This is a genomic window from Streptomyces sp. ISL-94, from assembly GCF_018614075.1.
Classification (GTDB): Bacteria; Actinomycetota; Actinomycetes; order Streptomycetales; family Streptomycetaceae; genus Streptomyces.
Window position 1 is genome coordinate 60,947 of record NZ_JAGGOZ010000002.1, and the last position, 21,825, is coordinate 82,771.

Below are 21,825 nucleotides of genomic sequence, written 5' to 3' on the forward strand. Positions count from 1 at the left end.
CCGGCCGTATGCCTTTGGACGGCTCCTGGGGGGATCGCCGCACTGTGAAGCCGCTTCACCGTCACCTCGTCAACACCTCGCGCAAGGTCCTGTGCACAGCCGCCCTCGCGGCCAGCCTGACCACCGCCGCGGTCGTGACCAACCCGTCGACCGCCGACGCGGGGGAGTCCGAACCGACCCCGGACAGCCCGCAGGCCGCCGACCGCGGTGATGCCCGGCTGGATCTGCCCGGCATAGTCGCCGACCCGCCGGCCGCCGGGGCGAGCGCCACGGACGGGGCCAGCGGGATACCCGGCACCGCCCTCGACGCCTACAAGCGTGCCGAGCTGTCGGTGGCCGCCGCGCTCCCCGGCTGCAAACTGCCCTGGCAGCTGCTCGCGGGCATCGGCAGGGTCGAGTCCGTACACGCCACGGGCTACGGGCTCAAGGCCGACGGCTCCACCGAGAAGCCGATCCGCGGGCCCCGCCTCGACGGCAACGGCTTCGCCGAGATCCGCGACACCGACAAGGGCGAGTGGGACGCGGACGCCGAGTACGACCGGGCCATCGGCCCGCTGCAGTTCATCCCCTCCACGTGGAGGACCTGGGGCGCCGACGGCAACGGCGACGGCAAGCGGGACCCGAACAACATCTACGACGCGGCGCTGGGCGCGGGCCTCTACCTGTGCGCGGGCGACCGGGACCTGTCGGTCGCGGCCAAGCTCGACTCGGCGATCCTCAGCTACAACAACTCCCGCGAGTACGTGAACACCGTGCTCGGCTACATGCGGCAGTACCAGGCCGGCGGCGTCACCGAGGTGCCGAACCCGCCCGCGGGCGACTACCCGACCCAGCCGCCGGGCACCCTGCCGACGCCGCACCCCCAGCCGCAGCCGCAGACCCCGAGGCCGACGCCGACTCCCACCCCGACGCCCACGCCTACGCCGACTCCCACCCCGACCCCGACCCCGACCCCGACGCCGGCCGCGCACCTGGCCGAACTGACGCTGCTCGGCGGCTCAGGGCTCACGGCCGAGACGGGGGCGGACTTCACGGAGGCCGCGAAGGTGAAGGCGGCGCTCAGCGACGGCAAGCCCGCCGTCGGGCAGGAGGTCGTCTTCACGGTCGAGGAGGACACCACCGGCGGCACCGGCTTCGGCACGTCCGCGGAGAAGTCCGTGGCGGTCAAGGCGGGTGCCGACGGTACCGCGGCCGCGCCCAAGCTCAAGGCGGGCGCCCAGGCGGGCACCTTCACCCTGCGGGTCTCGGCGTACGACAAGTACGGCCACTTCACGGTGAAGTTCACGGGCAAGGTCACCGCCAAGCCGGTCGCGGACAAGCTGGCCCGCCCGGACGGCGCGAAGCCGCTGGAGGCGGTCGCCGGTAAGGGCATCGAGGGCGTCGCGGTCCTCGCCACGGTCGGCGGCAAGGCCGTCGAGGGCACGGAGACCGTCGCCGAGCTGGTCGTACAGGACAAGGACGGCACGTGGATCCCGGTGGACCCGGCGACCGCGAAGGGCCCGTACTTCAAGGACGAGACCGGCAAGAAGATCTTCAGCCTGACGCTCCCCAAGACGGGCGCCGACGGCAAGATCGTCCTCCCGGTGCTCTTCACCGACGCGGACCTGCCCGCGGGGACCTACTCCCTGCGCCTGACCACCCCTCAAAAGGTGACCCTGACCCTGGACATCAAGATCACCGCCCCCCAGCCGATCCCGGCCCCCACCCAGCCGTAGCCCCCCGCCGCCAAGGCGGCGGGCCCCCACCCAGCCGTTGCCCACCCGCCGCCAAAGCGGCGGGCCCCCACCCAGCCGTTGCCCACCCGCCGCCAAAGCGCGGGCCCTCACCCGGCCGTTGCCCACCCGCCGCCAAGGCGCGGGGCCCCGCAGGCCGGGCCCCGCAGGGAGGCCGGCAGGCGAGGGCCCGCAGGCCGGAGCCCGCCGGCGCTGGCCCACTGACCGGGCCCGGCAGGGAGGCCGGCAGGCGAGGGCCCGCAGGCCGGAGCCCGCCGGCGCTGGCCCACTGACCGGGCCCGGCAGGGAGGCCGGCAGGCGGGGCCCCGCGGGCCGGAGCCCGCCGGCGCGGGGCCCACTGGCCGGGCCCGTCCGTGTGGAACGCAGCCGCCCCGGGCACCGTGTCAACGGTGCCCGGGGCGGCCGCGTTCCTCCGCCACCCCACCCGGGAGGGAAAAGGCAGGAGCCCTGCCGCTCCGCTCGCGCAGAGGTGACAGGGCTCCTTGGGTACTGCTATTCCAACCGCGATTTAGGTTGGCCCAGGCGACTAGGCCGGGGTGACGTTCTCCGCCTGCGGGCCCTTCGGACCCTGCGTGACGTCGAAGTTCACCATCTGGTTCTCCTCGAGGGAGCGGAAGCCAGAGGCGTTGATCGCGGAGTAGTGGACGAAGACATCCGGGCCGCCGCCGTCCTGGGCGATGAAGCCGAAGCCCTTTTCAGCGTTGAACCACTTCACGGTTCCGGTAGCCATGAGCCCTCCTATGGGCCAAAGGGTCGCCCTGCTCCAGAACCTGCTAAGAAGTCTGAAAACTACAAAAGCCTGCGGGTCACATTCTCCGCAGGCCTCGTACTGCAAGGGAAACCAAACTGCAACTTGCGACGAGCCTAGCACGCACCCTGCGGCCGAGACCAGAGGGAAAGATCACGTCACTCGGACGTTTGAGACCCGCCGGAAGGCTGACGGTGACCCGGGGGCTAGTCTCGCGATGTGGACGTCTATCGCAGCCGGCCCCGCGTCGGCCACATCCAGTTCCTGAACTGCCTGCCCCTCTACTGGGGCCTGGCCCGCACCGGCACGCTGCTGGACCTGGAGCTGACCAAGGACAGCCCCGAGAAGCTGAGCGAAAGCCTCGTCCAGGGCGACCTCGACATCGCCCCGATCACCCTTGTCGAGTACCTCCGCAACGCCGACCAGCTCGTCGCCTTCCCCGACCTCGCCGTCGGCTGCGACGGCCCCGTGATGTCCTGCGTCATCGTCTCGCAGCTGCCGCTGGAGAAGCTCGACGGCGCCCGCGTCGCCCTCGGTTCGACCTCCCGTACGTCCGTACGCCTCGCCCAGCTGCTGCTTTCCGAGCGGTACGGGGTCCAGCCCGACTACTACACCTGCCCGCCCGACCTCGGCCTGATGATGCAGGAGGCGGACGCGGCCGTGCTGATCGGCGACGCCGCGCTGCGCGCCTCCCTCCACGACGCCCCCCGGCTCGGCCTGGCCGTGCACGACCTGGGGCAGATGTGGAAGGAGTGGACCGGGCTGCCGTTCGTCTTCGCCGTCTGGGCCGCCCGCAAGGACTACCTGGCCCGCGAGCCCCACGTCGTGCGCGAGGTCCACGAGGCCTTCCTCGCCTCCCGGGACCTCTCCCTCGAAGAGGTGTCCAAGGTCGCCGAGCAGGCGGCCCGCTGGGAGGCCTTCGACGCGAAGCTGCTGGAGCGGTACTTCACGACGCTCGACTTCCGCTTCGGTCCGGACCAGCTTGCCGGAGTGAGGGAATTCGCCCGCCTTACGGGACCGACGACCGGATATGCGGAGGACGTCGACGTACAGCTCCTGGAAGCGGCGACCGCGGAGTACTGACGGGCTTTCCCGGGTGATGGTCGCGGGACGACTCCGGCGGCCGGGACGGCGGGTGCGGGCGTTTGCCGGGGATTACCCTCCTTTCGCATTCCGGTCGCCCGGCGCGGAATGCGAAAGGAATGCCGGGCGGGGGCGGTGGGGCGGCAGCGGTAAGCGATCTCCCGGCCTTCCGGCCCGGCCCGCCCGCGCACCCCCTAAGGTGCTGCTTGACCGGACCGGACAAGCTCGGGGGATAGGGGACGCGATGCAGCCGCTCGAAGCCGGCGAACCGCGGACCATCGGCGCGTACCGGCTGCTCGGCCGGCTCGGCGCCGGTGGGATGGGCCGGGTCTACCTGGGGCGCAGCGCGGGCGGCCGGACCGTCGCCGTCAAGATCGTGCACCCGCACTTCGCGGCCGACGAGGAGTTCCGGGCCCGGTTCCGCCGCGAGGTGGAGGCCGCCCGGCGGGTGGGCGGCGAGTGGACCGCGCCCGTGCTCGACGCGGACCCCGAGGCTCCGGTGCCGTGGGTGGCCACCGGATACGTGGCGGGCCCCTCCCTGGACCGGGCGCTGGCCGCGCACGGGCCGCTGCCCGAGGCGTCGGTACGGGCCATCGGCGCGGGTCTGGCGCGCGCACTGGTGGCCGTGCACGGGCTGGGCCTCGTACACCGGGACGTGAAGCCGTCCAACGTGATGCTGACCCTCGACGGGCCCCGGCTGATCGACTTCGGGATCGCGCGGGCCTGGGGGTCCCCCCGGACGGAGTCTGGGGGAGGGACCGCCTCGCTCACCTCCACCGGGGTCTCCGTCGGGTCGCCGGGCTACATGTCCCCCGAGCAGATCCTCGGCAAGGGGATCACCGGTGCGGCCGACGTGTTCTCGCTCGGGGCCGTACTGGCCTTCGCGGCGACGGGGCGGCCGCCCTTCACCGGGGACAACTCGGCGACCCTCCTCTACAAGGTCGTCCACGAGCCGCCCGAGCTGGGCGCGGTCCCGGCCGGCGAGCTGCGCGAGCTGATCGGGTCCTGCCTGGCCAAGACGGCCGCCGACCGCCCGGCCCCGCAGGCCGTCGCCGCGGCCCTCGGCGGAGCCCTGGGCGCGCCCGGCTGGCTGCCGGCGCCCCTGGTCGAGGAGGCCAGCCGCGCGGCGGTGGCCCTGCTCGACCTGGACGCCGGCCCCGTCGAGGAGGCGCCCGCGGAAGCCCCCTCGGGGCCGGTTCCGTTCACGTCCGCCTCGTACGGGGGTCCCGCGGGGGCCGGCTTCGGGTCGCCCGACGCCTCCTACGGAAGCCAGGGCCAGGCCGGCCCGTACGGCTCCTTCGGTGCGGCCGCCGGTGTGTACGGGACCCCGGCCGGGACGACGGGCGGCGGGGGCGCCGACGCCGGGCCCTCCGCGCCGGGCGGCCCGGGGTTCGGGTCGCCGGATCCCGCGTACGGGCCGGCCGCCGCGGCCGGCCGCACCGGGGGCCCGTACGGCCCCTACGGGTCTCCCACCGAGACCGCCGGAGGTGTGCCCGGGCCCCGGACCGCCCCCGACGGACGGCAGGTCACCGTCAGCGCGGCCGGGCGGCGGTTCAGCTGCACCCTCGTGCTCGCCGCGGCGGCCGTGCTGGCCGCCGTGTCCGGCGGGCTGTACGGGACGGGGCTGCTGCCCGGCCAGGGAGACCGGCACCGGGACACGGCCGACGCCGGCCCGCGCCCCTCCGCCTCGACGGCGCAGCCGGGGACCACCCCCGGGCCCACCGCGTCCAAGGCCGCGCCGAGCGCGAGCACCGCACCTCCCGCGGGAACCCGTACCGACGTGCCCAGGGAACTCATCGGCACCTGGAAGGGCACCGTCACCACCGCCCGGCTCGGCGTCGCCACCGAGTTCGAGATCACCATCAAGGGCGGCAAGGTCGGCGAGGTGGTCGCCCGGGACAAGTCGGTCCTGGCCGTGCTCGGCACCGACTGCAGCGGCGACTGGAAGCTCGCCTCCGCCACCGACCGCTCGCTCGTCCTGGACACCGCGGGCGGTCCCAATCCGGCCCCCGGCGTCTGTTCCAACGGGTCCGCCGACGAGCGCTTCACCCTCAACCCCAACGGCACCCTGCACTACAAGTCGGGCGACAACCCGGCCGGAAACCCCGAGGGAGACCTCACCCGCAGCCCGTGAAAGCCCGCCGGACCCCCTGGCGTAGGCTGGATCGGTCCGGACCTTGACACACCGCCGAAGGGTGACGCACCGGTGACCGACCAGGCCGCTCTCCAGTCAGTCCTCGACCGCGCCGCCGCAGGAGGCCGGATCACCAAGGAAGAGGCGCTCGCCCTCTACCGCCACGCGCCCCTGCACGCGCTCGGCCAGGCCGCCGACGCGGTGCGCCGCCGCCGCTACGCCGGCACCGAGCACATCGCCACGTACATCATCGAGCGGAACATCAACTACACGAACGTGTGCGTCACGGCGTGCAAGTTCTGCGCCTTCTACGCGGCCCCCAAGGACACGAAGAAGGGCTGGTCCCGCGACCTCGACGACATCCTGCGCCGCTGCGCGGAGACCGTGGAGCTCGGCGGCACGCAGATCATGTTCCAGGGCGGGCACCACCCGGACTACGGCGTCGAGTACTACGAGCACCACTTCTCCGCCATCAAGAAGGCGTTCCCGCAGCTGGTCATCCACTCCCTCGGCGCGTCCGAGGTCGAGCACATGGCCCGCATCTCGGGCGTCTCGGCGCAGGAGGCCATCCAGCGCATCCACGCCGCCGGCCTCGACTCCTTCGCGGGCGCCGGCGCCGAACTGCTGCCGGAGCGACCGCGCAAGGCGATCGCCCCGCTCAAGGAGTCCGGCGAGCGCTGGCTGGAGATCATGGAGATCGCCCACGAGCTGGGCGTGGAGTCCACCTCCACCATGCTCATGGGCACCGGCGAGACCAACGCCGAGCGCATCGAGCACATCGCGATGATCCGGGACACGCAGGACCGTACGGGCGGCTTCCGCGCCTTCATCCCGTACACCTACCAGCCCGAGAACAACCACCTCAAGGGCCGCACCCAGGCGACGATCTTCGAGTACCTGCGCATGATCGCGATCGCGCGCCTCTTCCTCGACAACATCGCGCACGTCCAGGGCTCCTGGCTCACCGTCGGCAAGGAGGCGGGCCAGCTCTCGCTGCACTACGGCGCGGACGACCTCGGCTCGATCATGCTGGAGGAGAACGTCGTCTCCTCGGCCGGTGCCAAGCACCGCTCCAACCGCCAGGAGATCATCGACCTGATCCGCAAGGCGGGCCGCACCCCGGCGCAGCGCGCGACCACGTACGAGCACCTGCTGGTGCACGACGACCCGGCGAACGACCCCGTCGACGACCGCGTCGTCTCGCACATCTCCTCCACCGCCATCGAGGGCGGCACCGCGCACCCCGAGCTGAAGCTCATCTCCTCGAACTGACGCACCGACGCCTGAGGAAACGACGGACCGAAGAACTGCCGACCTGCCGCCGATGCTGACGCTGCACACCGCCGAACTCCTCGTCCCCGGGCCGGGCGCCGCCCCCCTGCCCGGGGGAGCGGTCCTCGTCGAGGGCGACCGGATCGCCCGCGTGGGGCCGTTCGCGGACATCGCCGCGGACTGCCCGCACGCGCGGGCCCGCCGCTGGCCCGGGGTCCTCACCCCGGGGCTGCTGGTGCGCGGCGGGGACGCGCTGCTGGAGCGGACGTACTACCCCGACGACCCGTACGAGGTCACCGAGCTCGGCGCCGACCCGATCAGCGGGGCAGCGGAGCTGGAGGCGCTGAAGATGACCGAGGCGCGGTGGGGCAACAGCGCCCGGCGGGGCACCCAGAAGCTCCTCGCCCGCGGGGTGGTGGCGGTCACCGGCCGCTTCACGATCCCGGCGGTGCGCACGGCGGTGGTCCGCTCGGGCCTCACCGTCCTGCCCCCGGCGGCCTCGACGCCGACCCCCTCCCTGGACCCTCCCCCAGACTTCGTCCGGGGGGACCCCCATGCCGGGCGGGACGCGGCCGAGCAGGCCTTCTACGGAGTCCTGGAACCGGGCGCCCCGGCCCGCTTCGCGGTCTTCGCCGCGGAGGATCCGCAGGCGCTGCTGGCGCGGGGTGCGACCAGCTGTGTGGCCACCGTCATCGGGGGCCGGCTGCTGCACCGCCGCCGCTGACGGAGGCGTCCTCGCGGGTGGAGGTGCCTTCGCGGGTGGAGGTGCCTTCGCGGGCGGGGGCGTCCCCGAGGGTGAGGGCGTCCCCGCGGGCGAGGGCGGCGAGCAGGCAGACCTGGAGGCGGCTGACCCCGCCCAGCTTCGCCCGGATGTTGACCACGTGGAACTTGACCGTACTGACGGACAGTTGCAGCTCGGCGGCGAGTTCCGCGTTGGAGGCTCCGGTGGCCAGGCACAGGAACACCGCGGACTCCTGCTCGGTGAGCTGGGCCTGCTGCGGCACGTCCGCGCCGTCGGAGCCGGACGCGTCGTAGGAGGGGAACCACGCGGGGACGCTGAAGCTGACGACGCGCACGGTTTCCACTCCTCGGCCCCCGGCCGGCCCATCCGGTGGGCCGGCTCTCCCGGTTATGGGACGCGCGGGCCGGACAGATAAGTTCCGTTCGCGTCGAACGGCCAGGCGTTCGCCGTGCAGCCGAGCAGCCCCTTGATCTGCTGCATCATCGCGGGCGCGGGCTTGCCCGGGCCGGGGCAGGTCTCGTGGTCGCGGCCTATCTCATGCCCCACCTCGTGGTTGACGATCAGCGCCCGGTACTCCTCCACCGGCCCGCTGAACTGCGGCGATCCCTCCTGCCAGCGCTTGAGGTTGACCACGACGGTATGCCCGGCACGGCAGTTGGTCTCGCCGATCAGTTCCGGGGTGACCACCTCGCACAGGCGGTCGGTGGTCGTGGGCGTCGCGATCTTCACGGTGAAGTCCACCGGCTGGCCCGGTCCCGCGAGCTGGAAGGCGTACGCCGGGTCCCTGGTCCAGCCGCGGGGGTCCGCGAGGATCGCCTCGACGGAGCGGGCGGCGGAGTCCGGGTCCACCCCGCTGCCCTCCTCGACCTCGATCCGCCAGCGGCGTACGGTCCCCTTGCCCTGGGGGCTGCCGGAGGCGGCGGAGGCCTTGAAGGTGCCGGGCCCGGAGAGCGGGACGGGTGCCGCGGGCGTACCGGAGCCGCTGGGGGAGGGGGTGGGCGAGCCGGGGGCCGGCGGGGAGGGCGCGGGGGCGGAACGGGCCGGAGCGGGGGACCGCTTGCCGCCCTGCGGGGCCGCGTCGGAGCCCCCGGACGGCTGCCCGTCCTGCGGCTGGTCCGGCTGGACCGCCGTCCGGCCGGCCGCCGCGGTGGCGGTCTCGTCCCCCGGCGCCAGCGCGTACGCGGTCGCCGAGACGGCGGCGAGCGCCGCCGAGCCGAGGATGATCGTGCGCCGCAGCCGCTTGCGCCGCTCGGCCCGGCGCCGGGCGCGCGGACTGAGGCGGGAGCGGCCGGTGGAATGGCCTGCCGGCATCGTGAGCCCTCTGTTCATGGCGGCCGCCACAGATCCGGCTGGTCAGGCCCATGATCCGGCGGGTGACCGTCACCGGGCCGCACCCGCCCCAGTCAACGCGCCCGGGTACCGGGGAGGCAACTGTCCTTCGGGCCAGTACCTCGCCGGTACCCCGGGCCGGGCCGGTACGCCGGGGTGGCGAAGCGGCCTGAGAGGATGGGTCCGCACTCCCAGATCCGCCAGACCGCCAGATCCGCATCGCACACCGAGGGGCGAACGCCAGTGACCCGCGCTTCCCTGGACAAGCAGCCGCACGAAGTCGCCTCCATGTTCGACGGGGTCGCGGCGAACTACGACCTCACCAACGACGTCCTCTCCCTCGGCCAGGCCCGGCTCTGGCGCAAGGAGGTCGCCAAGGCGGTCGGCGCGCGCCCCGGACAGCACGTCCTCGACCTGGCCGCGGGGACCGCGACCTCCTCGCTGCCCTTCGCCGCCACCGGCGCGTACGTCGTCCCCTGCGACTTCTCCCTCGGCATGCTGAGGGAGGGAAAGAAGAAGCACCCCTGGCTCCCGCTGACGGCCGGCGACGCGACGAAGCTGCCGTTCAAGGACGACGTCTTCGACACCGTGACGATCTCCTTCGGGCTGCGCAACGTCCAGGACACCGACGCCGCCCTGCGCGAGCTGTACCGGGTGACCAAGCCCGGCGGCCGGGTCGTCATCTGCGAGTTCTCGCAGCCGACGTGGGCCCCCTTCCGGACCGTGTACACGGAGTACCTGATGCGGGCCCTGCCGCCCGTGGCCCGCGCGGTCTCCTCCAACCCCGACGCGTACGTGTACCTCGCCGAGTCCATCCGCGAGTGGCCGGACCAGCCCGCGCTGGCCGCGCTGCTCCAGAAGGCCGGCTGGGGGAAGGTCGCCTGGCGCAACCTGAGCGGCGGCATCGTGGCGCTGCACCGCGGCACGAAGCAGTAGCCCCGGTGGACTACCAGACGCTGCTGGAGCAGGTCGCGGAGGACATCGCCCCGCTGATCGGCAGCGGCACGCCCGCCGAGTACATCCCGGCGCTCGCGTCCGTGGAGCCGCGGCGGTTCGGGATGGCCATCGTCGACCTCGACGGCAACGTCTTCGGGGTGGGGGACTGGCGGGTCCCGTTCTCCACCCAGTCCATCACCAAGGTCTTCGCGTTGGCGCTCGCGCTGGCGGAGGGCGGGAACAGCCTGTGGGAGCGGGTGGGCCGGGAGCCGTCCGGCAACCCGTTCAACTCGCTGGTGCAGCTGGAGTACGAGAACGGCATCCCGCGCAACCCGTTCATCAACGCGGGGGCGCTCGTCGTCACCGACCGGCTCCAGACGCTGACGGGTGACGCGAGCAGCGAGGTGCTGAGGTTCCTGCAGGAGGAGAGCGGGAACCCGGACGTCGGCTTCGACGCCGAGGTCGCGGCCTCCGAGCACGAGCACGGCGACCGGAACGCCGCCGTCGCCCACTTCATGGCCTCGTACGGGAACATCGACAATCCGGTGCCGGCGCTGCTGGACCACTACTTCTGGCAGTGCTCGATCGAGATGAGCTGCGCCGACCTGGCCCGGGCCGCCCGGTTCCTGGCGCGCCACGGGCTGCGGGCGGACGGGTCGCGGCTGCTGACGCGCAGCGAGGCGAAGCAGATCAATGCGGTGATGCTGACGTGCGGGACGTACGACGCGGCGGGCGAATTCGCCTACCGGGTGGGCCTGCCCGGCAAGAGCGGGGTCGGGGGCGGGATCGTCGCGGTCGTCCCGGGCCAGTGCACGCTCGCGGTGTGGAGCCCGGGCCTGGACAGCCAGGGCAACTCCGTCGCGGGTGTCGCGGCCCTGGACCGCTTCACGACCCTGACGGGCCTGTCCGTCTTCTGACGCGGCGCTCGCCCGTCTCGGCCCTGGAGGGCCAGGCCTCTTTGACGTGCCGCTCGCCCGTCTCGCCCCTGGCCCAGCCCCGCCGGCGTTTGAGGCGCGCCGTGCGGGGCGGGGCCCCGGGGCTTGGGGGCGTGCCGGTTCGGGGGCCGTCAGGCCGGGGGCTCCGGGGTGAGGGTGAGTTCGTAGCGGCGGCCGTGGCGGCGGCCTCCCGGGAGGGGAAAGCGTTCCGCCAGGGCCATGCCGAGACGTTCCGCCACCGCGATCGAGCGCGCATTGGCATCGTCGATCATCGCCACCACCCGCGGAACTCCGGCCTCCCTCACCCGGTCAAGCGTGGCCAGCGCAGCGGCATACGCGTAGCCCCGCCCCCACGCCGGCCGCCCCAGCCGCCAGCCGATCTCGATCTCACCGACCGGCCCCCACGCCTTCTCCCGGGGCCAGGGCTGGGCCCCGGTGAAGCCGATCACCGCGCCCTCCCCGTCCAGCAGCGTCCACAGGCAGTAGCCGAGCTGCGCGTCGTGCATGCGCTGCCGCGCGGTGAGCTCCTCGTACACGGCCGGTTCGGCCGGACCGCCGAGGAACTCCATGACGTCGGGGTCGTCGAAGACGTGGTGCCAGGCGCGCGCGTCCTCGTCGGTGGGCACGCGGAGCTGTACCACGGGAAGCGGCCGGGCCGGCCGGGTCGGCGAGGTGGTCATGGGGGCAGCCCTTCGGATCGTGATCTCTCTCGCTGCATAGACTGCACATGTCCGGTGCCCATGGGCACCCTTTATCGAGTTATCGAGCCTTCGGGAGACCCCGCCGTGACCGAGCCCCTCTCCGAACACTCCGCGGACGTGATCGTCGTCGGGGCCGGGCCCGCCGGCTCGACCACCGCGTACTACCTCGCCAAGGCAGGATTGGACGTCCTGCTCCTGGAGAAGACGGCCTTCCCCCGCGAGAAGGTCTGCGGTGACGGCCTCACGCCCCGCGCCACCAAGCAGCTGGTGGCGATGGGCATCGACATCTCCGAAGAGGCCGGCTGGCTCCGCAACAAGGGTCTGCGCATCATCGGCGGCGGGCAGCGGCTCCAGCTGGACTGGCCGGAACTCGCCTCCTACCCGGACTACGGACTCGTCCGCAAGCGCGACGACTTCGACGAGACCCTGGCCCGCCAGGCGCAGAAGGCCGGCGCCCGGCTCTACGAGCGCTGCAACGTGGGCGAGCCCGTACGCGACCCCCGCACCGGACACATCACCGGCGTGCAGGCGAAGCTCGGCGAGGAGAAGACCCCGGTCACCTTCAGCGCCCCGCTCGTGGTCGCCGCCGACGGCAACTCCTCCCGGCTGTCCCTGGCGATGGGCCTGCACCGGCGCGAGGACCGCCCGATGGGCGTCGCCGTCCGTACGTACTTCACCTCTCCCCGCCACGACGACGACTACCTGGAGTCCTGGCTGGAGCTGTGGGACCGGCGCGGCCCCCAGGACCGGCTGCTGCCCGGCTACGGCTGGATCTTCGGCATGGGCGACGGCACGTCCAACGTCGGCCTCGGCATCCTCAACTCCTCCTCCGCCTTCAGGGAGCTGGACTGGCGCGAGGTCCTCAAGGCCTGGTGCGCGTCCATGCCGGAGGACTGGGGCTACACTCCCGAGAACATGACGCAGCCGATCCGCGGCGCGGCCCTGCCGATGGCCTTCAACCGGCAGCCGCACTACACCAAGGGCCTGCTGCTGGTGGGTGACGCGGGCGGCCTGGTCAACCCGTTCAACGGCGAGGGAATCGCCTACGCGATGGAATCCGGCCAGATCGCGGCCGACGTCATCGTGCAGGCACACGCCCGGGCCACCCCGGCGCAGCGCGAACTGGCCCTGCACAGCTACCCGAAGGTCCTCAAGGAGACCTACGGCGGCTACTACACGCTGGGCCGCGCCTTCGTGAAGCTGATCGGGAACCCGAAGGTCATGAAGATCGCCACGCAGCGCGGTCTGAGCCACCCGGTGCTGATGCGGTTCACGCTGAAGATGCTGGCCAACCTGACCGACCCGACGGGCGGCGACGCGATGGACCGCATCATCAACGGCCTCTCGAAGGTGGCACCCCGAGCCTGATTGTTCAAGGCTGGGCCGCCCGGAGCACGGCTGGGCGGCCCAGCGCACGTCGTCGGACGAGCCGTCAGACGTTGACGATCTTCACTTTCGGCGAGCCGGGAAGCTCCTCGGCGGCTTTGCACAGCGCCGGGATGTGTGACGTGTCGGACGTGACGAGCAGGACCGGGGGTGTGCAGAGCGCGGCCGTGGCCACCCCGAGTGCGTCCACGAGGCATTCGTGCCCGTCAAGGCCCGAGACGTCCAGCAGCTTTTCCGCGGCGTCTATCACCGCGTCGTTTACCGGCTTCACGTCGAACCGGGACAGCAGGAACTGGAGCCGTTTGGCGGCCTCCCCGCTTCGGCGCACCTCCAAGGGCGTCAGGGCGGACAGCGCCACTCGTCGGCCGCTCTGCTGGGCGACCTCGATGCGCGCACGCATCTTCTCGTCGCCGTCGACGTGCAGTGAAAGCCCCTGGGCGTCGAGGACGAGCGTGCCTTCACTCTTGGCCTTGATCTTGAGCCGCTTGCTCACCACTCTTGTTCCGCCTGCCGCCGCGCTTCGGCGGAGACGCTCCCGAATGCCTTGCGGTCGGCTGCCACGACCTCGCGGAGCTTGGCCGCGGCGAGCCACTCCTCCAGGGCTTCGGCCACAACGGAGGAGAAGCCGTTCTTGCCGGTGCGCTCTTCAACTTCCTTGATCAACGATTGCGCCAGCGACACGGATCTCTTGCCGGCCCGCTCGGTGGCCTGGTGTGCGACGTGGCTGCTCATACCTAAAACGTAACACCGCCGGTAGGAAAAATCTCGTGGGAGGAGTGATGCGCGTAGTTGTCGCCGGCCCGCCAGACCTGGGGCGGGGTGCCCCGTGAATCACCTCTACCCCGGTGGAACCAAGGTGGCCCCGAAGGCCGGACGCGGGCCTGACGGAGCGTGCCTACTCCGCGGGCCGGACCGGGTCTTCCCCGGGCCGGCCCGTTTCGGGGTCCGCGCCGTGGACCGTCCGCACGCACCGGGCCATCAGGACCAGCCCGCACATCAGCAGCACCCCGGAGGCGCCCCAGCCGAAGCCCAGGGTGAGCGGGTGGCCCGGCTTCTGCCAGGGGCGGGCGGTGGTCAGCAGCCAGCCGCCGACCGCCAGGAGACAGAGCCCGAGCGCGGCCGGAACGGCGGTCGAACCGCCGGTGCCGTGGTACTCGTACGGCTTGCTCACGGACCACCACCTCCAGGGTCGGGCTGCGGCTGACGGTCAGGCGCGCAGCCGCTATCTTCGCAGGGCCTCGGCCGGTTCGATACGGGCTGCCCGCCAGGCGGGATGGAGCCCGGCCAGCAGCCCGGTGAGCAGTCCGGCGAGCGGGGCCGCGGCGACGGTGGCCGGGTGGATCACCGGGGTCCAGTCGCGGGCGAGGGAGACGGCGACCACGGTCAGCTCGCCCAGGGACGTGCCGACCAGCCCGCCGAGCGCGCCCAGCGTCGCGGACTCGGTGAGGAACTGGGCGGAGATGTGCCGGCCCCGGGCGCCGAGGGCCCGGCGCAACCCGATCTCGGCGGTCCGCTCCAGCACGGCGACCAGGGTGGTGTTCGCGATCCCGACGGCGCCGATGACCAGGCAGATCCCGGCGAGCAGCAGGAAGAGCGCGCTCAGGTCGGAGGTCACGCCGGAGCGCAGCAGCCGCGGGTCGGGGGGCGGTACGGCCTTGAGGTACTCGGGATGGTCGGGGCGCAGCGCGAGCGGGGCGAGGTCGGCGACCTGGCGGGCGGCGCCGAGTTCGGCGGCGATCAGCATGCTCGCGGCCGCCGGCGGGGGCGGCCCCCACAGCTCCTCGGCGGTGGCCCGGGGCACGAGCACGGACAGCAGGTTCTCCGGCTTGCGCTCGACGTCGGCGATGATGCCGGCGACCGTGAAGGGCTCCTCGCCGATGTAGAGGGCGGGCCGGGTGGCCAGGGTGGTGATGCCGAGCCGGTCGGCGACGCCGCTGCCGATGAGCACGACGCGCCCGCGGCTCCGCTCGGCGAAGTCGTCGTAGAGCCGCCCCTCCTGGAGGGTGGGCACGAGCGCGGCGACGGCCCCGGGGGAGGCGGCGACGACGGTGATGCCGGAGGCGGCGTTGCCGCCGCCCGAGGGCAGGGCGCCGACCGTCGTCGTCGAGTCCAGCCGTACGGTCCACATGACCCCGGCGCTGCGGATGCCCGCGACCTGGCGCAGCCGCTGTTCGGCGTCGGCCGGGAAGCCGGGACCGGCGAACTCGTATCGACGGCCGGCGATGTCCTCGACGGTCACCTCGGTGGCGGTCAGGACGTTGAACCGGCCGTCGATCTGCGAGGAGATGGTGGCGGTCAGGCCGAGGACGGCCACGAAACTGCCGACGCCGAGCACCGTCCCGAGCGCCGTGAGCACGGCCCGGCCGGGGCGGCGGAGCATGCCCGCGACGGCCTCGGCCAGCGCGTCGCGTACCGACAGCCGGGTGGGGTCCACCCTCACGCGGTCACCTGCTCGCGCAGCAGGCCGTCGCGGACGGTGAGGGTCCGGCGGCCCCGCGCGGCGACCTCGGTGTCGTGGGTGATCACCATGACGGTCATCCCGGCGGCGTGCAGTTCGTCCAGCAGGGCCAGCACGGAGGCGGCGTTGGCGGAGTCGAGATTGCCGGTCGGCTCGTCGCACAGCAGCAGCGAGGGCCGGCCGACGAGGGCGCGGGCGATGGCCACGCGCTGGCACTCGCCCCCGGAGAGGCGGCCGGGAACGGCGGTCTCCCGGTGGCTGAGGCCGACCTGTTCGAGGGCCGCGCGGGCCCGCGTGAGGCGCTCCGCGCGGGGGACCGAGGTGTAGAGCATGGCGAGGGCGACGTTCTCCAGGGCGGAGCGGTGGGGCAGGAGGTGGAAGGACTGGAAGACGAAGCCGATGCGGCGGCCGCGCAGGGCGGTCCGGTCGCGGTCGCGGAGGCCGGCGGTGTCGATGCCGTCGAGGAGGTAGTGGCCGCAGGTGGGGGAGTCGAGGAGCCCGGCGACGTTCAGGAAGGTGGACTTCCCGGAGCCGGAGGGGCCCACGATGGTGACGAACTCGCCGCGCTGCACGATCAGTTCGCTCGGCTTGAGGGCTTCCACGGGGGGCGGTCCGGGATAGGTGAGTGCGACCCCGCGGAACTCGATGACGGGGGCGCCGGGCTGGGTGGGCGTGACAGCTTCGGGGCGGTTGCGGTTGCGGCGGCGGCGGCGGGGGAACCTCACCTGGCGGTCCCCTTCCGGGCGACGCCGATGACAACCCGGGTGCCGGCGGCGAGGGCGTCGGCCTGGACCGGCGTCACGGCCACGTAGCCGTCGCCGCTGGTGCCGGTGCGCACCTCGATGCGCCGCTGCGTGCCGTCGGCGGCCACGGCGGTGACGACCGTACGGCCGTCCGCGCCGGCGGAGACGGCGGTGACCGGGACGACGAGGGCCTCGCCGTCGGTGGAAGCGGACTCGATGGTCAGCCGTACGTCCTGCCCGGCGAAACCGGCGGGCAGCGACTGGTCGGCGCGGACCACCATCCGGTAGCCGAGATCGGCGCCGCCGCTCTTGCTCTGGGCGCCGCCGCCCTGGCCGCCGCCCTGGCCGCCCCCCTGGCCGTTCTGGTCGGGCTGCGCTCCGGCCGGCGGGCCGGACGACCGCTCGGTGGCGACCAGTGCGACCTTGCCCCGGGCATCGGTGCCGGCGACCTCGGAGGAGACCGTCACCGCCATCCCGGCGCGCAGCAGCTGCTTCTTGTCGTCCTTCAGGTAGGCCTCGACGACGAGTTCCCCGGAGGACAGGGTGAGGACCGCCCCGGACACGGGGCCGCCCACGCGGCCGCCGACCGCGCCGACGCGGGCGGGGAAGGCCCCGAGGAACACGGTCTCGGCGGCCGGCAGCATCGGCCCGTCGGCGGTCTCGGCCGCCGCCAGCTTCTCCCGGGCACCGCCGAGCGCCTGGCGGGCGCGGCTGACAGCCCGGCCGGAATCGCCGGAGCCGCCCTCGGCGGTCTTCGCGCCGCCGGGTGCTGTGGTGGCGCCGGGGGCGGCGGTGGCGCCGGGCGCCGTCGCCCGGCCCGCGCCGGCGTTCTCGGCGTCCTCGAGGGCCCACTCGGCCGACCGTACGGCCTCCCGGGCGGCCTTGAGGGCCTCGCCGCCGTCCGCCACCGCGGGCAGCGGGTCGTACCCGATGGCCCGGTAGCGGGCGGCGAGCGCGGCCTTGGTGCCCGGGCCGAAGTAACCCTTGCGGTCCGAGCCGGTGCCGTGCCCGAGCTCCCGCAGTGCCTGCTGCAACTGCGCGACGTCGTCGCCGGTGGCACCCGGCTTGAGGTCGCGGTAGACGGGCAGGGTCCCCTTCAGGGCGAACACCGGCCGCCCGGACACCTCGGCCAGCAGCTGCCCGGCGGCGACGGCGTCCCCCGCCTTGAGCGGCAGCTTGGTCACGACGGGCGTGCCGGCGCCCTCGCCGGAGCGGGGCTGCGGGGACACCTCGACGCTCTGGCCGGCGACCACCGTCCCGCGCATCACCACGGTCTCCGCGAGCACCCGCCGCTCGACCTCCGCGGTCAGCGGCCCCTGCGCGGGCGGCCCGGTCTCGGCGGCCACCTGCGCGGGCGACTTCACCACCGCGGTGGCCAGCAGCCCGCCGACGGCCATGAGCACAGCCCCGCCCACGACGCCGAGCACCACGCGCCGGCCCCGGGCGAGCCCGCTCCGGTCCACCTCGGTGGCGGAGGCCGGCTCTGTGCTCCGTACGTCTTCCACGACGTCTCGCAGCTCGCTCACCCGCCGAGCACGCTGTCGTCGCCGGAACCCTTTTCCTGCCGGCACTTGCGGACCGCGTCGTAGTGCTTGGTCCTGAGCTCGGCCGACTGCTCCGAGGTCACGGCCCCGTCGGCGTACGTGCCGGTCGCCGGATCAGGATCCGGGTACCAGGAGACGCTCTCGGCGCGCAGGCACTGGGCCTCCTCTCGGGCGGCGGCCGGCACCTTGGGGTCGATCTTCGGGGGAGAGGGCCGGGGCGGGGCCTTGTCCTCGCACGCCTGCGCGGCGGCGGGGAGGTTGTCGTGCGGCTCGTCCTTGTCGACGCGGGGTGCACCGGAGCCGGTGCGGACGATCGCCACGCCGTGCTCCTTGAGGCAGTCGTAGGAGGCGATCTCCTCGGTGGTGGGCGGCGGGCTGCCGCTCGCCGACGGCTCTTTGCCGCCAGAGCACGCGCCGAGCGCGAGAGCCAGGGCGAGGGCTATGACAGGCACGTGCTTGCGCATGAAGGGCGCTTCCCTCGGGGGTGGGGATCTGGGTGACGGCGCCGCAGAGGGAGATGCCGTGCGAACGCGATGTGTGATCCTAGGGTGGGCTCACCGGGCGAACAAGCCCTGTCCCGCAGGAGACTTGACCATACGTCAGCTGGGATTTGGCCTCGTGTCCGGAACTGCATGCACTTAACTCCAGCTGAACCCCGGATCATTGGCGTTGCCTGCCTGTTGTCGCTTCCTATGGCGAGGAATGTGCGAATGGACAAGCAGGCCCCGTCCCCTTCGGCCGGAGGCCGGGGGTCTGTTTCAGCTCGCGAGCCCACTCATCGCTCCGGCCGGCATTTCGTCAGGGCTTCGACATGCTCGCGCTTGAGCGCGGACCACTGCTCGGGCGTGCCCTTGGCCTGGTCGATCTCGGCGGTGACCGGGTCCGGGTCCGGATACCAGGAGATGCCCTCGGCCCGCAGGCAGGCGGACTCCTTCCTCTCTTGGTCCCCGCCACCGCATCCCGTCAGTGAAATGCACAGGAGAAGCAGCCGGGCCAAATTCCGTACTTGCGCCCGCCGCCGGTCCGCCGCCGCGGCTGCCGTCCTGCTGACGGCCGTGTTCCTGGCCGGCTGCTCCGGTACTGGCGACGCCCAGGGCGGGGAGCCGAAGCTCGGGCCCGTCGAGGTCGATCCGGCGACGGCCACGCTGTCCTTGCCCAGGGACGCGCACACGGGCACCGAGGCCGAGCGGATCCGGATGGGCCAGGTCCAGCAGACCCTGGTCTTCCGGTGCATGGCCCGGTACGGGTTCACCTACGAGGGTGTGAAGTCGGCCGAGGCCGGTGGCGGCGGGGCCGAGGACCGGCACGAATATCTCTTCGGCCTGGCCGATCCGGCGTTCGCGGCGGCCCACGGGTACGACAAGTCGGCCGGCGGGGGAACGCCGTCCAAGCCCCCGGCACCGCAGCTGAGCGACAGCGCGTATGTCGTCATGAACGGCGAGCAGCCGGGTTCTCAGGGCGGGAAGATCCCCGACGCCAAGACCGAGGAGGAGGCCGCGCAGGTGGACAGCGGCCTGACGGCGGCCGGGCAGAAGGTGCCGGCCGGCGGGTGCGGGCGGGAGGGGTACCGGAAGCTGTACGCCCCGACCAAGGACAGTGTGGACCTGCTCTTCACCTTCGGGCTGGCCTCGGAGGCGCACGACCGCTCCAAGCAGGACTCACGGGTCGTCAAGGTGCTGAAGCAATGGTCGGCTTGTATGGACAAATCAGGATACAGCGGGATCGATACGCCGTATGACGTCGTCGAGAAGCTGGGCCTGGAGGGCGACAGGAGCGGCCCCAAGGCCGTCACCGCCGCCAACGCCGATGTCGCGTGCAAGCGCGAGGTGGACCTCGTCGGGATCTGGGCCGCCGTCGAGAAGGCGTACCAGGAGCGGCTCGTGGAGGAGCACGCGGAAACGCTCGCCCTCTACAAGAAGCAGCGCGAGGCCCGCTTCAAGCTGGCGGCCGGTCTGGCCTGAGACGCCTGAGACGCCTGAGACGTAGGCCGAGGCAGGCCAGGTATGCCGAAGGGGCCGGTACTCCGCCGCCGAGCGGGGGGAGTACCGGCCCCTTCGTGGCGCTCAAGAGCGCACGGACGGCTCAGAGGACGCGCACGGCGCCCGTCGGCTTGTCGTAGCTCAGGCTGCGCTCGACGATGCCCGTGCTGGGGTTCTGCGCGCCGACGAACTTGCCGCCGCCGACGTAGATGGCGACGTGGTACGCGCTCCCGCGGGAGCCCCAGTACAGGATGTCGCCCGGCTGCAGGGCGCTCAGGGAGACCGAGGTGCCGGCGGACGACTGCGCCTGGGACATGCGCGGCAGGGAGATGCCGGCCTGCCGGTAGGCGGCCTGGACGAGGCCGGAGCAGTCGAACGAGGACGGGCCGGTGCCGCCCATGACGTACGCCTTGCCGACCTGCGCGCGGGCGAAGTTCACGATGGCCGCGGCGGAGCCGGTGGCCGGGGCGGCCACGGAGGCGCCGGAGCCGTCGCTGGAGGTCGAGCCGGAGGACGACTTGGTCGACAGGGAGGCGCGGGCGCTGGAGCGGTTGGCGCGGTCGGCCTCGGCCTTGCGGGCCGCCTCCTCCTGGGCCTTCTTCTCGGTGTCGGCCTTCTCCTGGGCGTCTTCCTTCGCCTTCTTCGCCTCGGCGGCGGCGCCGGTGCGGGCGCTCTCCTCCTGGGCGGTCAGTTCGCCCTCGACGGCGGCCGCGCGGGTGTTCTCGGCGGCCGTGGTGACGGCGGAGGAGACCTCGGCGGCCAGGTCCAGGTTGAGGACCGGCATTTCGAGCGTCGTCTCGGCCACGGGCTCGGCGGACGGGGACGCGCTCGCGGTGCCGGCCATGGCGAGGGTGCTGAGGACGCCACCGGCAACTCCGGCGCGGACCGCGAGCTTCGAGGCGCTGCGGCGGGGCTTCCGGTGGCTGGGTATGTGAGCGGTGTGGGACATGAGTACAACCGCTATCAGGGGGCAGCGGTGTCCTTCAAGAAACGTGGTCTGCGCCACAGTTGTGCGCGAAGGCCGCGAACCGGGCGCGTCGCGCCTCGTATTGACGCCGTAACGGGCGAAACGGACACGCCGTCACAAGGCTGTGATCACGGGGTTTCCGCAATAAGTCCCAATTGATCCGCGGCCTACCATCCCTCCGCACAGATGGCCAAGCCCTCTTTCACTGCGGCGAATCGCGAGTGGCGCAGGTCACAGGAGAGTCACGCTGTGCGGGCGCTGTGCCCCGGTCGTGACCTTGCTGTGAACTCGCCACCGGGATTCGTGAACGGATGCACACGGATGAGCCCCTCCCGACCTCTTGTATGCCCCGTGTCCACCTCCGTACCCGCGGCCTCCCCCGACCGGGCGGCGCCGATCCCTTTATCACCCCGGCGCCAGCGTCGCCAATTTGCCTGCAAGGGCCACGGTTTGATAGGGCAACACCCCTTCTACCTGCGGTAACGAGGTCGGATGTCACCTTTGGTGATCATGTGGATGCTTCACGTATGAAGATCACCACTCATCGGACTTCATGATCATTCGCCAGGTGGTGGAGATCACAAACTCGTTGTTGCAACCCGTGTCGCAGATCACAGAGGAGCGGGCATAAGATGCGCAGCAGACCGGCTTGTGAACTGCCTCACATGCGAGCGCTCGATCAAAAGCGCGATCTTCGCGAGGCGGGGCATGCGGTGCCGGCGGCGGTCCAACGGTCAAGGACGACTGGAAGGAGCGAGGAGCGTGAATGCGTACGCGCCCATCCTCGTGCTCGGCGCCCTCGGCGCAGGGTTTGCGATCTTCTCCGTGGTCATGGCCACGCTGATCGGTCCAAAACGGTACAACCGGGCGAAGCTTGAGGCATACGAGTGCGGTATCGAGCCCACTCCGGTTCCGGCCGGCGGCGGCCGCTTCCCCATCAAGTACTACCTGACGGCGATGCTCTTCATCGTCTTCGACATCGAGGTTGTCTTCCTCTACCCCTGGGCCGTCACCTTCGACTCCCTGGGGATCTTCGGGCTCGTCGAGATGCTGCTCTTCGTGCTCACCGTCTTCGTCGCCTACGCCTACGTGTGGCGCCGCGGCGGCCTGGAATGGGACTGAGGGGCTGAATTTT

The 21,825-nt window shown here is 72.5% G+C and carries 22 protein-coding genes; 10 read left to right on the forward strand and 12 right to left on the reverse strand.

Annotated elements, in window-relative coordinates; all coding sequences use genetic code 11:
* The first annotated feature begins 44 nt into the window (after positions 1-44).
* Complete coding sequence (locus tag J7E94_RS00355; protein WP_308344309.1) at positions 45-1,715, forward strand: lytic murein transglycosylase; 1,671 nt, start codon at positions 45-47, stop codon at positions 1,713-1,715.
* A gap of 544 nt (positions 1,716-2,259) precedes the next feature.
* Here the strand turns inward: J7E94_RS00355 and J7E94_RS00360 are convergent.
* On the reverse strand, positions 2,260-2,463 hold the full coding sequence (locus J7E94_RS00360) for a cold-shock protein (RefSeq protein ID WP_030162033.1): 204 nt from the start codon (positions 2,461-2,463) through the stop codon (positions 2,260-2,262).
* Between the two features lie 237 nt (positions 2,464-2,700).
* On the opposite strand from J7E94_RS00360, the gene J7E94_RS00365 reads away from it, so the two are divergent.
* The 4 genes from J7E94_RS00365 (at position 2,701) to J7E94_RS00380 (ending at position 7,694) form a co-directional block, all read left to right on the forward strand.
* Entirely contained in the window at positions 2,701-3,564 is an 864-nt protein-coding gene (locus J7E94_RS00365) for a menaquinone biosynthetic enzyme MqnA/MqnD family protein (RefSeq protein ID WP_215011161.1), read from the forward strand.
* A 244-nt stretch (positions 3,565-3,808) separates the two neighbouring features.
* Entirely contained in the window at positions 3,809-5,698 is a 1,890-nt protein-coding gene (locus tag J7E94_RS00370) for a serine/threonine-protein kinase (protein WP_215011163.1), read from the forward strand.
* Between the two features lie 72 nt (positions 5,699-5,770).
* On the forward strand, positions 5,771-6,970 hold the full coding sequence (mqnC, locus tag J7E94_RS00375) for a cyclic dehypoxanthinyl futalosine synthase (RefSeq protein ID WP_215011165.1): 1,200 nt from the start codon (positions 5,771-5,773) through the stop codon (positions 6,968-6,970).
* Positions 6,971-7,022: 52 nt separating this feature from the next.
* Positions 7,023-7,694 carry a hypothetical protein gene (locus tag J7E94_RS00380; RefSeq protein ID WP_215011167.1) on the forward strand — a complete coding sequence of 224 codons (672 nt, stop codon included), beginning with the start codon at positions 7,023-7,025 and terminating at the stop codon, positions 7,692-7,694.
* On the opposite strand, the gene J7E94_RS35255 is transcribed toward J7E94_RS00380, so the two are convergent.
* Entirely contained in the window at positions 7,660-8,046 is a 387-nt protein-coding gene (locus J7E94_RS35255; RefSeq protein ID WP_308344310.1) for a helix-turn-helix transcriptional regulator, read from the reverse strand. The two genes, J7E94_RS00380 and J7E94_RS35255, sit on opposite strands and share 35 nt — an antisense overlap.
* Positions 8,047-8,099: 53 nt before the next feature.
* Positions 8,100-9,041 (reverse strand): DUF3152 domain-containing protein, encoded by a 942-nt coding sequence (locus tag J7E94_RS00390; RefSeq protein WP_251055895.1) that lies wholly within the window; start codon positions 9,039-9,041, stop codon positions 8,100-8,102.
* Positions 9,042-9,284: 243 nt separating this feature from the next.
* Here J7E94_RS00390 and J7E94_RS00395 point away from each other — a divergent pair, with 243 nt between their 5' ends.
* Both J7E94_RS00395 and J7E94_RS00400 read left to right on the forward strand, forming a co-directional pair.
* Positions 9,285-9,977, forward strand: a complete 693-nt coding sequence (locus tag J7E94_RS00395; protein WP_215011169.1) for a demethylmenaquinone methyltransferase — start codon at positions 9,285-9,287, stop codon at positions 9,975-9,977.
* 5 nt (positions 9,978-9,982) lie between these two features.
* Positions 9,983-10,894, forward strand: coding sequence for a glutaminase (locus tag J7E94_RS00400; RefSeq protein ID WP_215011171.1), 912 nt, complete (start codon positions 9,983-9,985; stop codon positions 10,892-10,894).
* Positions 10,895-11,043: 149 nt separating this feature from the next.
* Here J7E94_RS00400 and J7E94_RS00405 read toward each other — a convergent pair whose 3' ends face one another.
* The gene (locus J7E94_RS00405; RefSeq protein WP_215011172.1) at positions 11,044-11,592 is read right to left on the reverse strand and encodes a GNAT family N-acetyltransferase; all 549 of its coding nucleotides are present in this window, start codon (positions 11,590-11,592) and stop codon (positions 11,044-11,046) included.
* Positions 11,593-11,697: 105 nt separating this feature from the next.
* On the opposite strand from J7E94_RS00405, the gene J7E94_RS00410 reads away from it, so the two are divergent.
* Positions 11,698-12,981 (forward strand): geranylgeranyl reductase family protein, encoded by a 1,284-nt coding sequence (locus tag J7E94_RS00410; RefSeq protein WP_215011174.1) that lies wholly within the window; start codon positions 11,698-11,700, stop codon positions 12,979-12,981.
* Between the two features lie 64 nt (positions 12,982-13,045).
* Here J7E94_RS00410 and J7E94_RS00415 read toward each other — a convergent pair whose 3' ends face one another.
* The 7 genes from J7E94_RS00415 to J7E94_RS00445 form a co-directional block, all read right to left on the reverse strand.
* Positions 13,046-13,492 (reverse strand): DNA-binding protein, encoded by a 447-nt coding sequence (locus J7E94_RS00415; RefSeq protein WP_215011176.1) that lies wholly within the window; start codon positions 13,490-13,492, stop codon positions 13,046-13,048.
* The gene (locus J7E94_RS00420) at positions 13,489-13,731 is read right to left on the reverse strand and encodes a hypothetical protein (RefSeq protein ID WP_215011178.1); all 243 of its coding nucleotides are present in this window, start codon (positions 13,729-13,731) and stop codon (positions 13,489-13,491) included. The genes J7E94_RS00415 and J7E94_RS00420 overlap by 4 nt, the downstream gene beginning before the upstream one ends.
* A 163-nt stretch (positions 13,732-13,894) precedes the next feature.
* Complete coding sequence (locus J7E94_RS00425) at positions 13,895-14,170, reverse strand: hypothetical protein (RefSeq protein WP_215011179.1); 276 nt, start codon at positions 14,168-14,170, stop codon at positions 13,895-13,897.
* Positions 14,171-14,221: 51 nt separating this feature from the next.
* The gene (locus tag J7E94_RS00430; protein ID WP_374224361.1) at positions 14,222-15,439 is read right to left on the reverse strand and encodes an ABC transporter permease; all 1,218 of its coding nucleotides are present in this window, start codon (positions 15,437-15,439) and stop codon (positions 14,222-14,224) included.
* On the reverse strand, positions 15,436-16,104 hold the full coding sequence (locus tag J7E94_RS00435) for an ABC transporter ATP-binding protein (protein ID WP_308344322.1): 669 nt from the start codon (positions 16,102-16,104) through the stop codon (positions 15,436-15,438). The genes J7E94_RS00430 and J7E94_RS00435 overlap by 4 nt, the downstream gene beginning before the upstream one ends.
* A gap of 74 nt (positions 16,105-16,178) precedes the next feature.
* On the reverse strand, positions 16,179-17,726 hold the full coding sequence (locus J7E94_RS00440) for a peptidoglycan-binding protein (RefSeq protein WP_308344311.1): 1,548 nt from the start codon (positions 17,724-17,726) through the stop codon (positions 16,179-16,181).
* On the reverse strand, positions 17,723-18,208 hold the full coding sequence (locus J7E94_RS00445) for a hypothetical protein (protein WP_215011183.1): 486 nt from the start codon (positions 18,206-18,208) through the stop codon (positions 17,723-17,725). The genes J7E94_RS00440 and J7E94_RS00445 overlap by 4 nt, the downstream gene beginning before the upstream one ends.
* A gap of 507 nt (positions 18,209-18,715) precedes the next feature.
* Here J7E94_RS00445 and J7E94_RS00450 point away from each other — a divergent pair.
* The gene (locus J7E94_RS00450) at positions 18,716-19,705 is read left to right on the forward strand and encodes a hypothetical protein (RefSeq protein ID WP_215011185.1); all 990 of its coding nucleotides are present in this window, start codon (positions 18,716-18,718) and stop codon (positions 19,703-19,705) included.
* Between the two features lie 121 nt (positions 19,706-19,826).
* Here J7E94_RS00450 and J7E94_RS00455 read toward each other — a convergent pair whose 3' ends face one another.
* Complete coding sequence (locus J7E94_RS00455; RefSeq protein WP_215011187.1) at positions 19,827-20,672, reverse strand: C40 family peptidase; 846 nt, start codon at positions 20,670-20,672, stop codon at positions 19,827-19,829.
* Positions 20,673-21,452: 780 nt separating this feature from the next.
* Here J7E94_RS00455 and J7E94_RS00460 point away from each other — a divergent pair.
* Positions 21,453-21,812, forward strand: coding sequence for an NADH-quinone oxidoreductase subunit A (locus tag J7E94_RS00460; RefSeq protein ID WP_008738438.1), 360 nt, complete (start codon positions 21,453-21,455; stop codon positions 21,810-21,812).
* Positions 21,813-21,825 lie beyond the last annotated feature (13 nt).

Bases quoted from the DNA above. Each gene is read 5' to 3' on its own strand.
- J7E94_RS00390 (WP_251055895.1), bottom strand. From the start codon at position 9,041: ATGAACAGAGGGCTCACGATGCCGGCAGGCCATTCCACCGGCCGCTCC.
- J7E94_RS00420 (WP_215011178.1), bottom strand. From the start codon at position 13,731: ATGAGCAGCCACGTCGCACACCAGGCCACCGAGCGGGCCGGCAAGAGA.
- J7E94_RS00360 (WP_030162033.1), bottom strand. From the start codon at position 2,463: ATGGCTACCGGAACCGTGAAGTGGTTCAACGCTGAAAAGGGCTTCGGC.
- J7E94_RS00445 (WP_215011183.1), bottom strand. From the start codon at position 18,208: ATGCGCAAGCACGTGCCTGTCATAGCCCTCGCCCTGGCTCTCGCGCTC.
- J7E94_RS00455 (WP_215011187.1), bottom strand. From the start codon at position 20,672: ATGTCCCACACCGCTCACATACCCAGCCACCGGAAGCCCCGCCGCAGC.
- J7E94_RS00380 (WP_215011167.1), top strand. From the start codon at position 7,023: ATGCTGACGCTGCACACCGCCGAACTCCTCGTCCCCGGGCCGGGCGCC.
- J7E94_RS00450 (WP_215011185.1), top strand. From the start codon at position 18,716: ATGCACAGGAGAAGCAGCCGGGCCAAATTCCGTACTTGCGCCCGCCGC.
- J7E94_RS00370 (WP_215011163.1), top strand. From the start codon at position 3,809: ATGCAGCCGCTCGAAGCCGGCGAACCGCGGACCATCGGCGCGTACCGG.
- J7E94_RS00405 (WP_215011172.1), bottom strand. From the start codon at position 11,592: ATGACCACCTCGCCGACCCGGCCGGCCCGGCCGCTTCCCGTGGTACAG.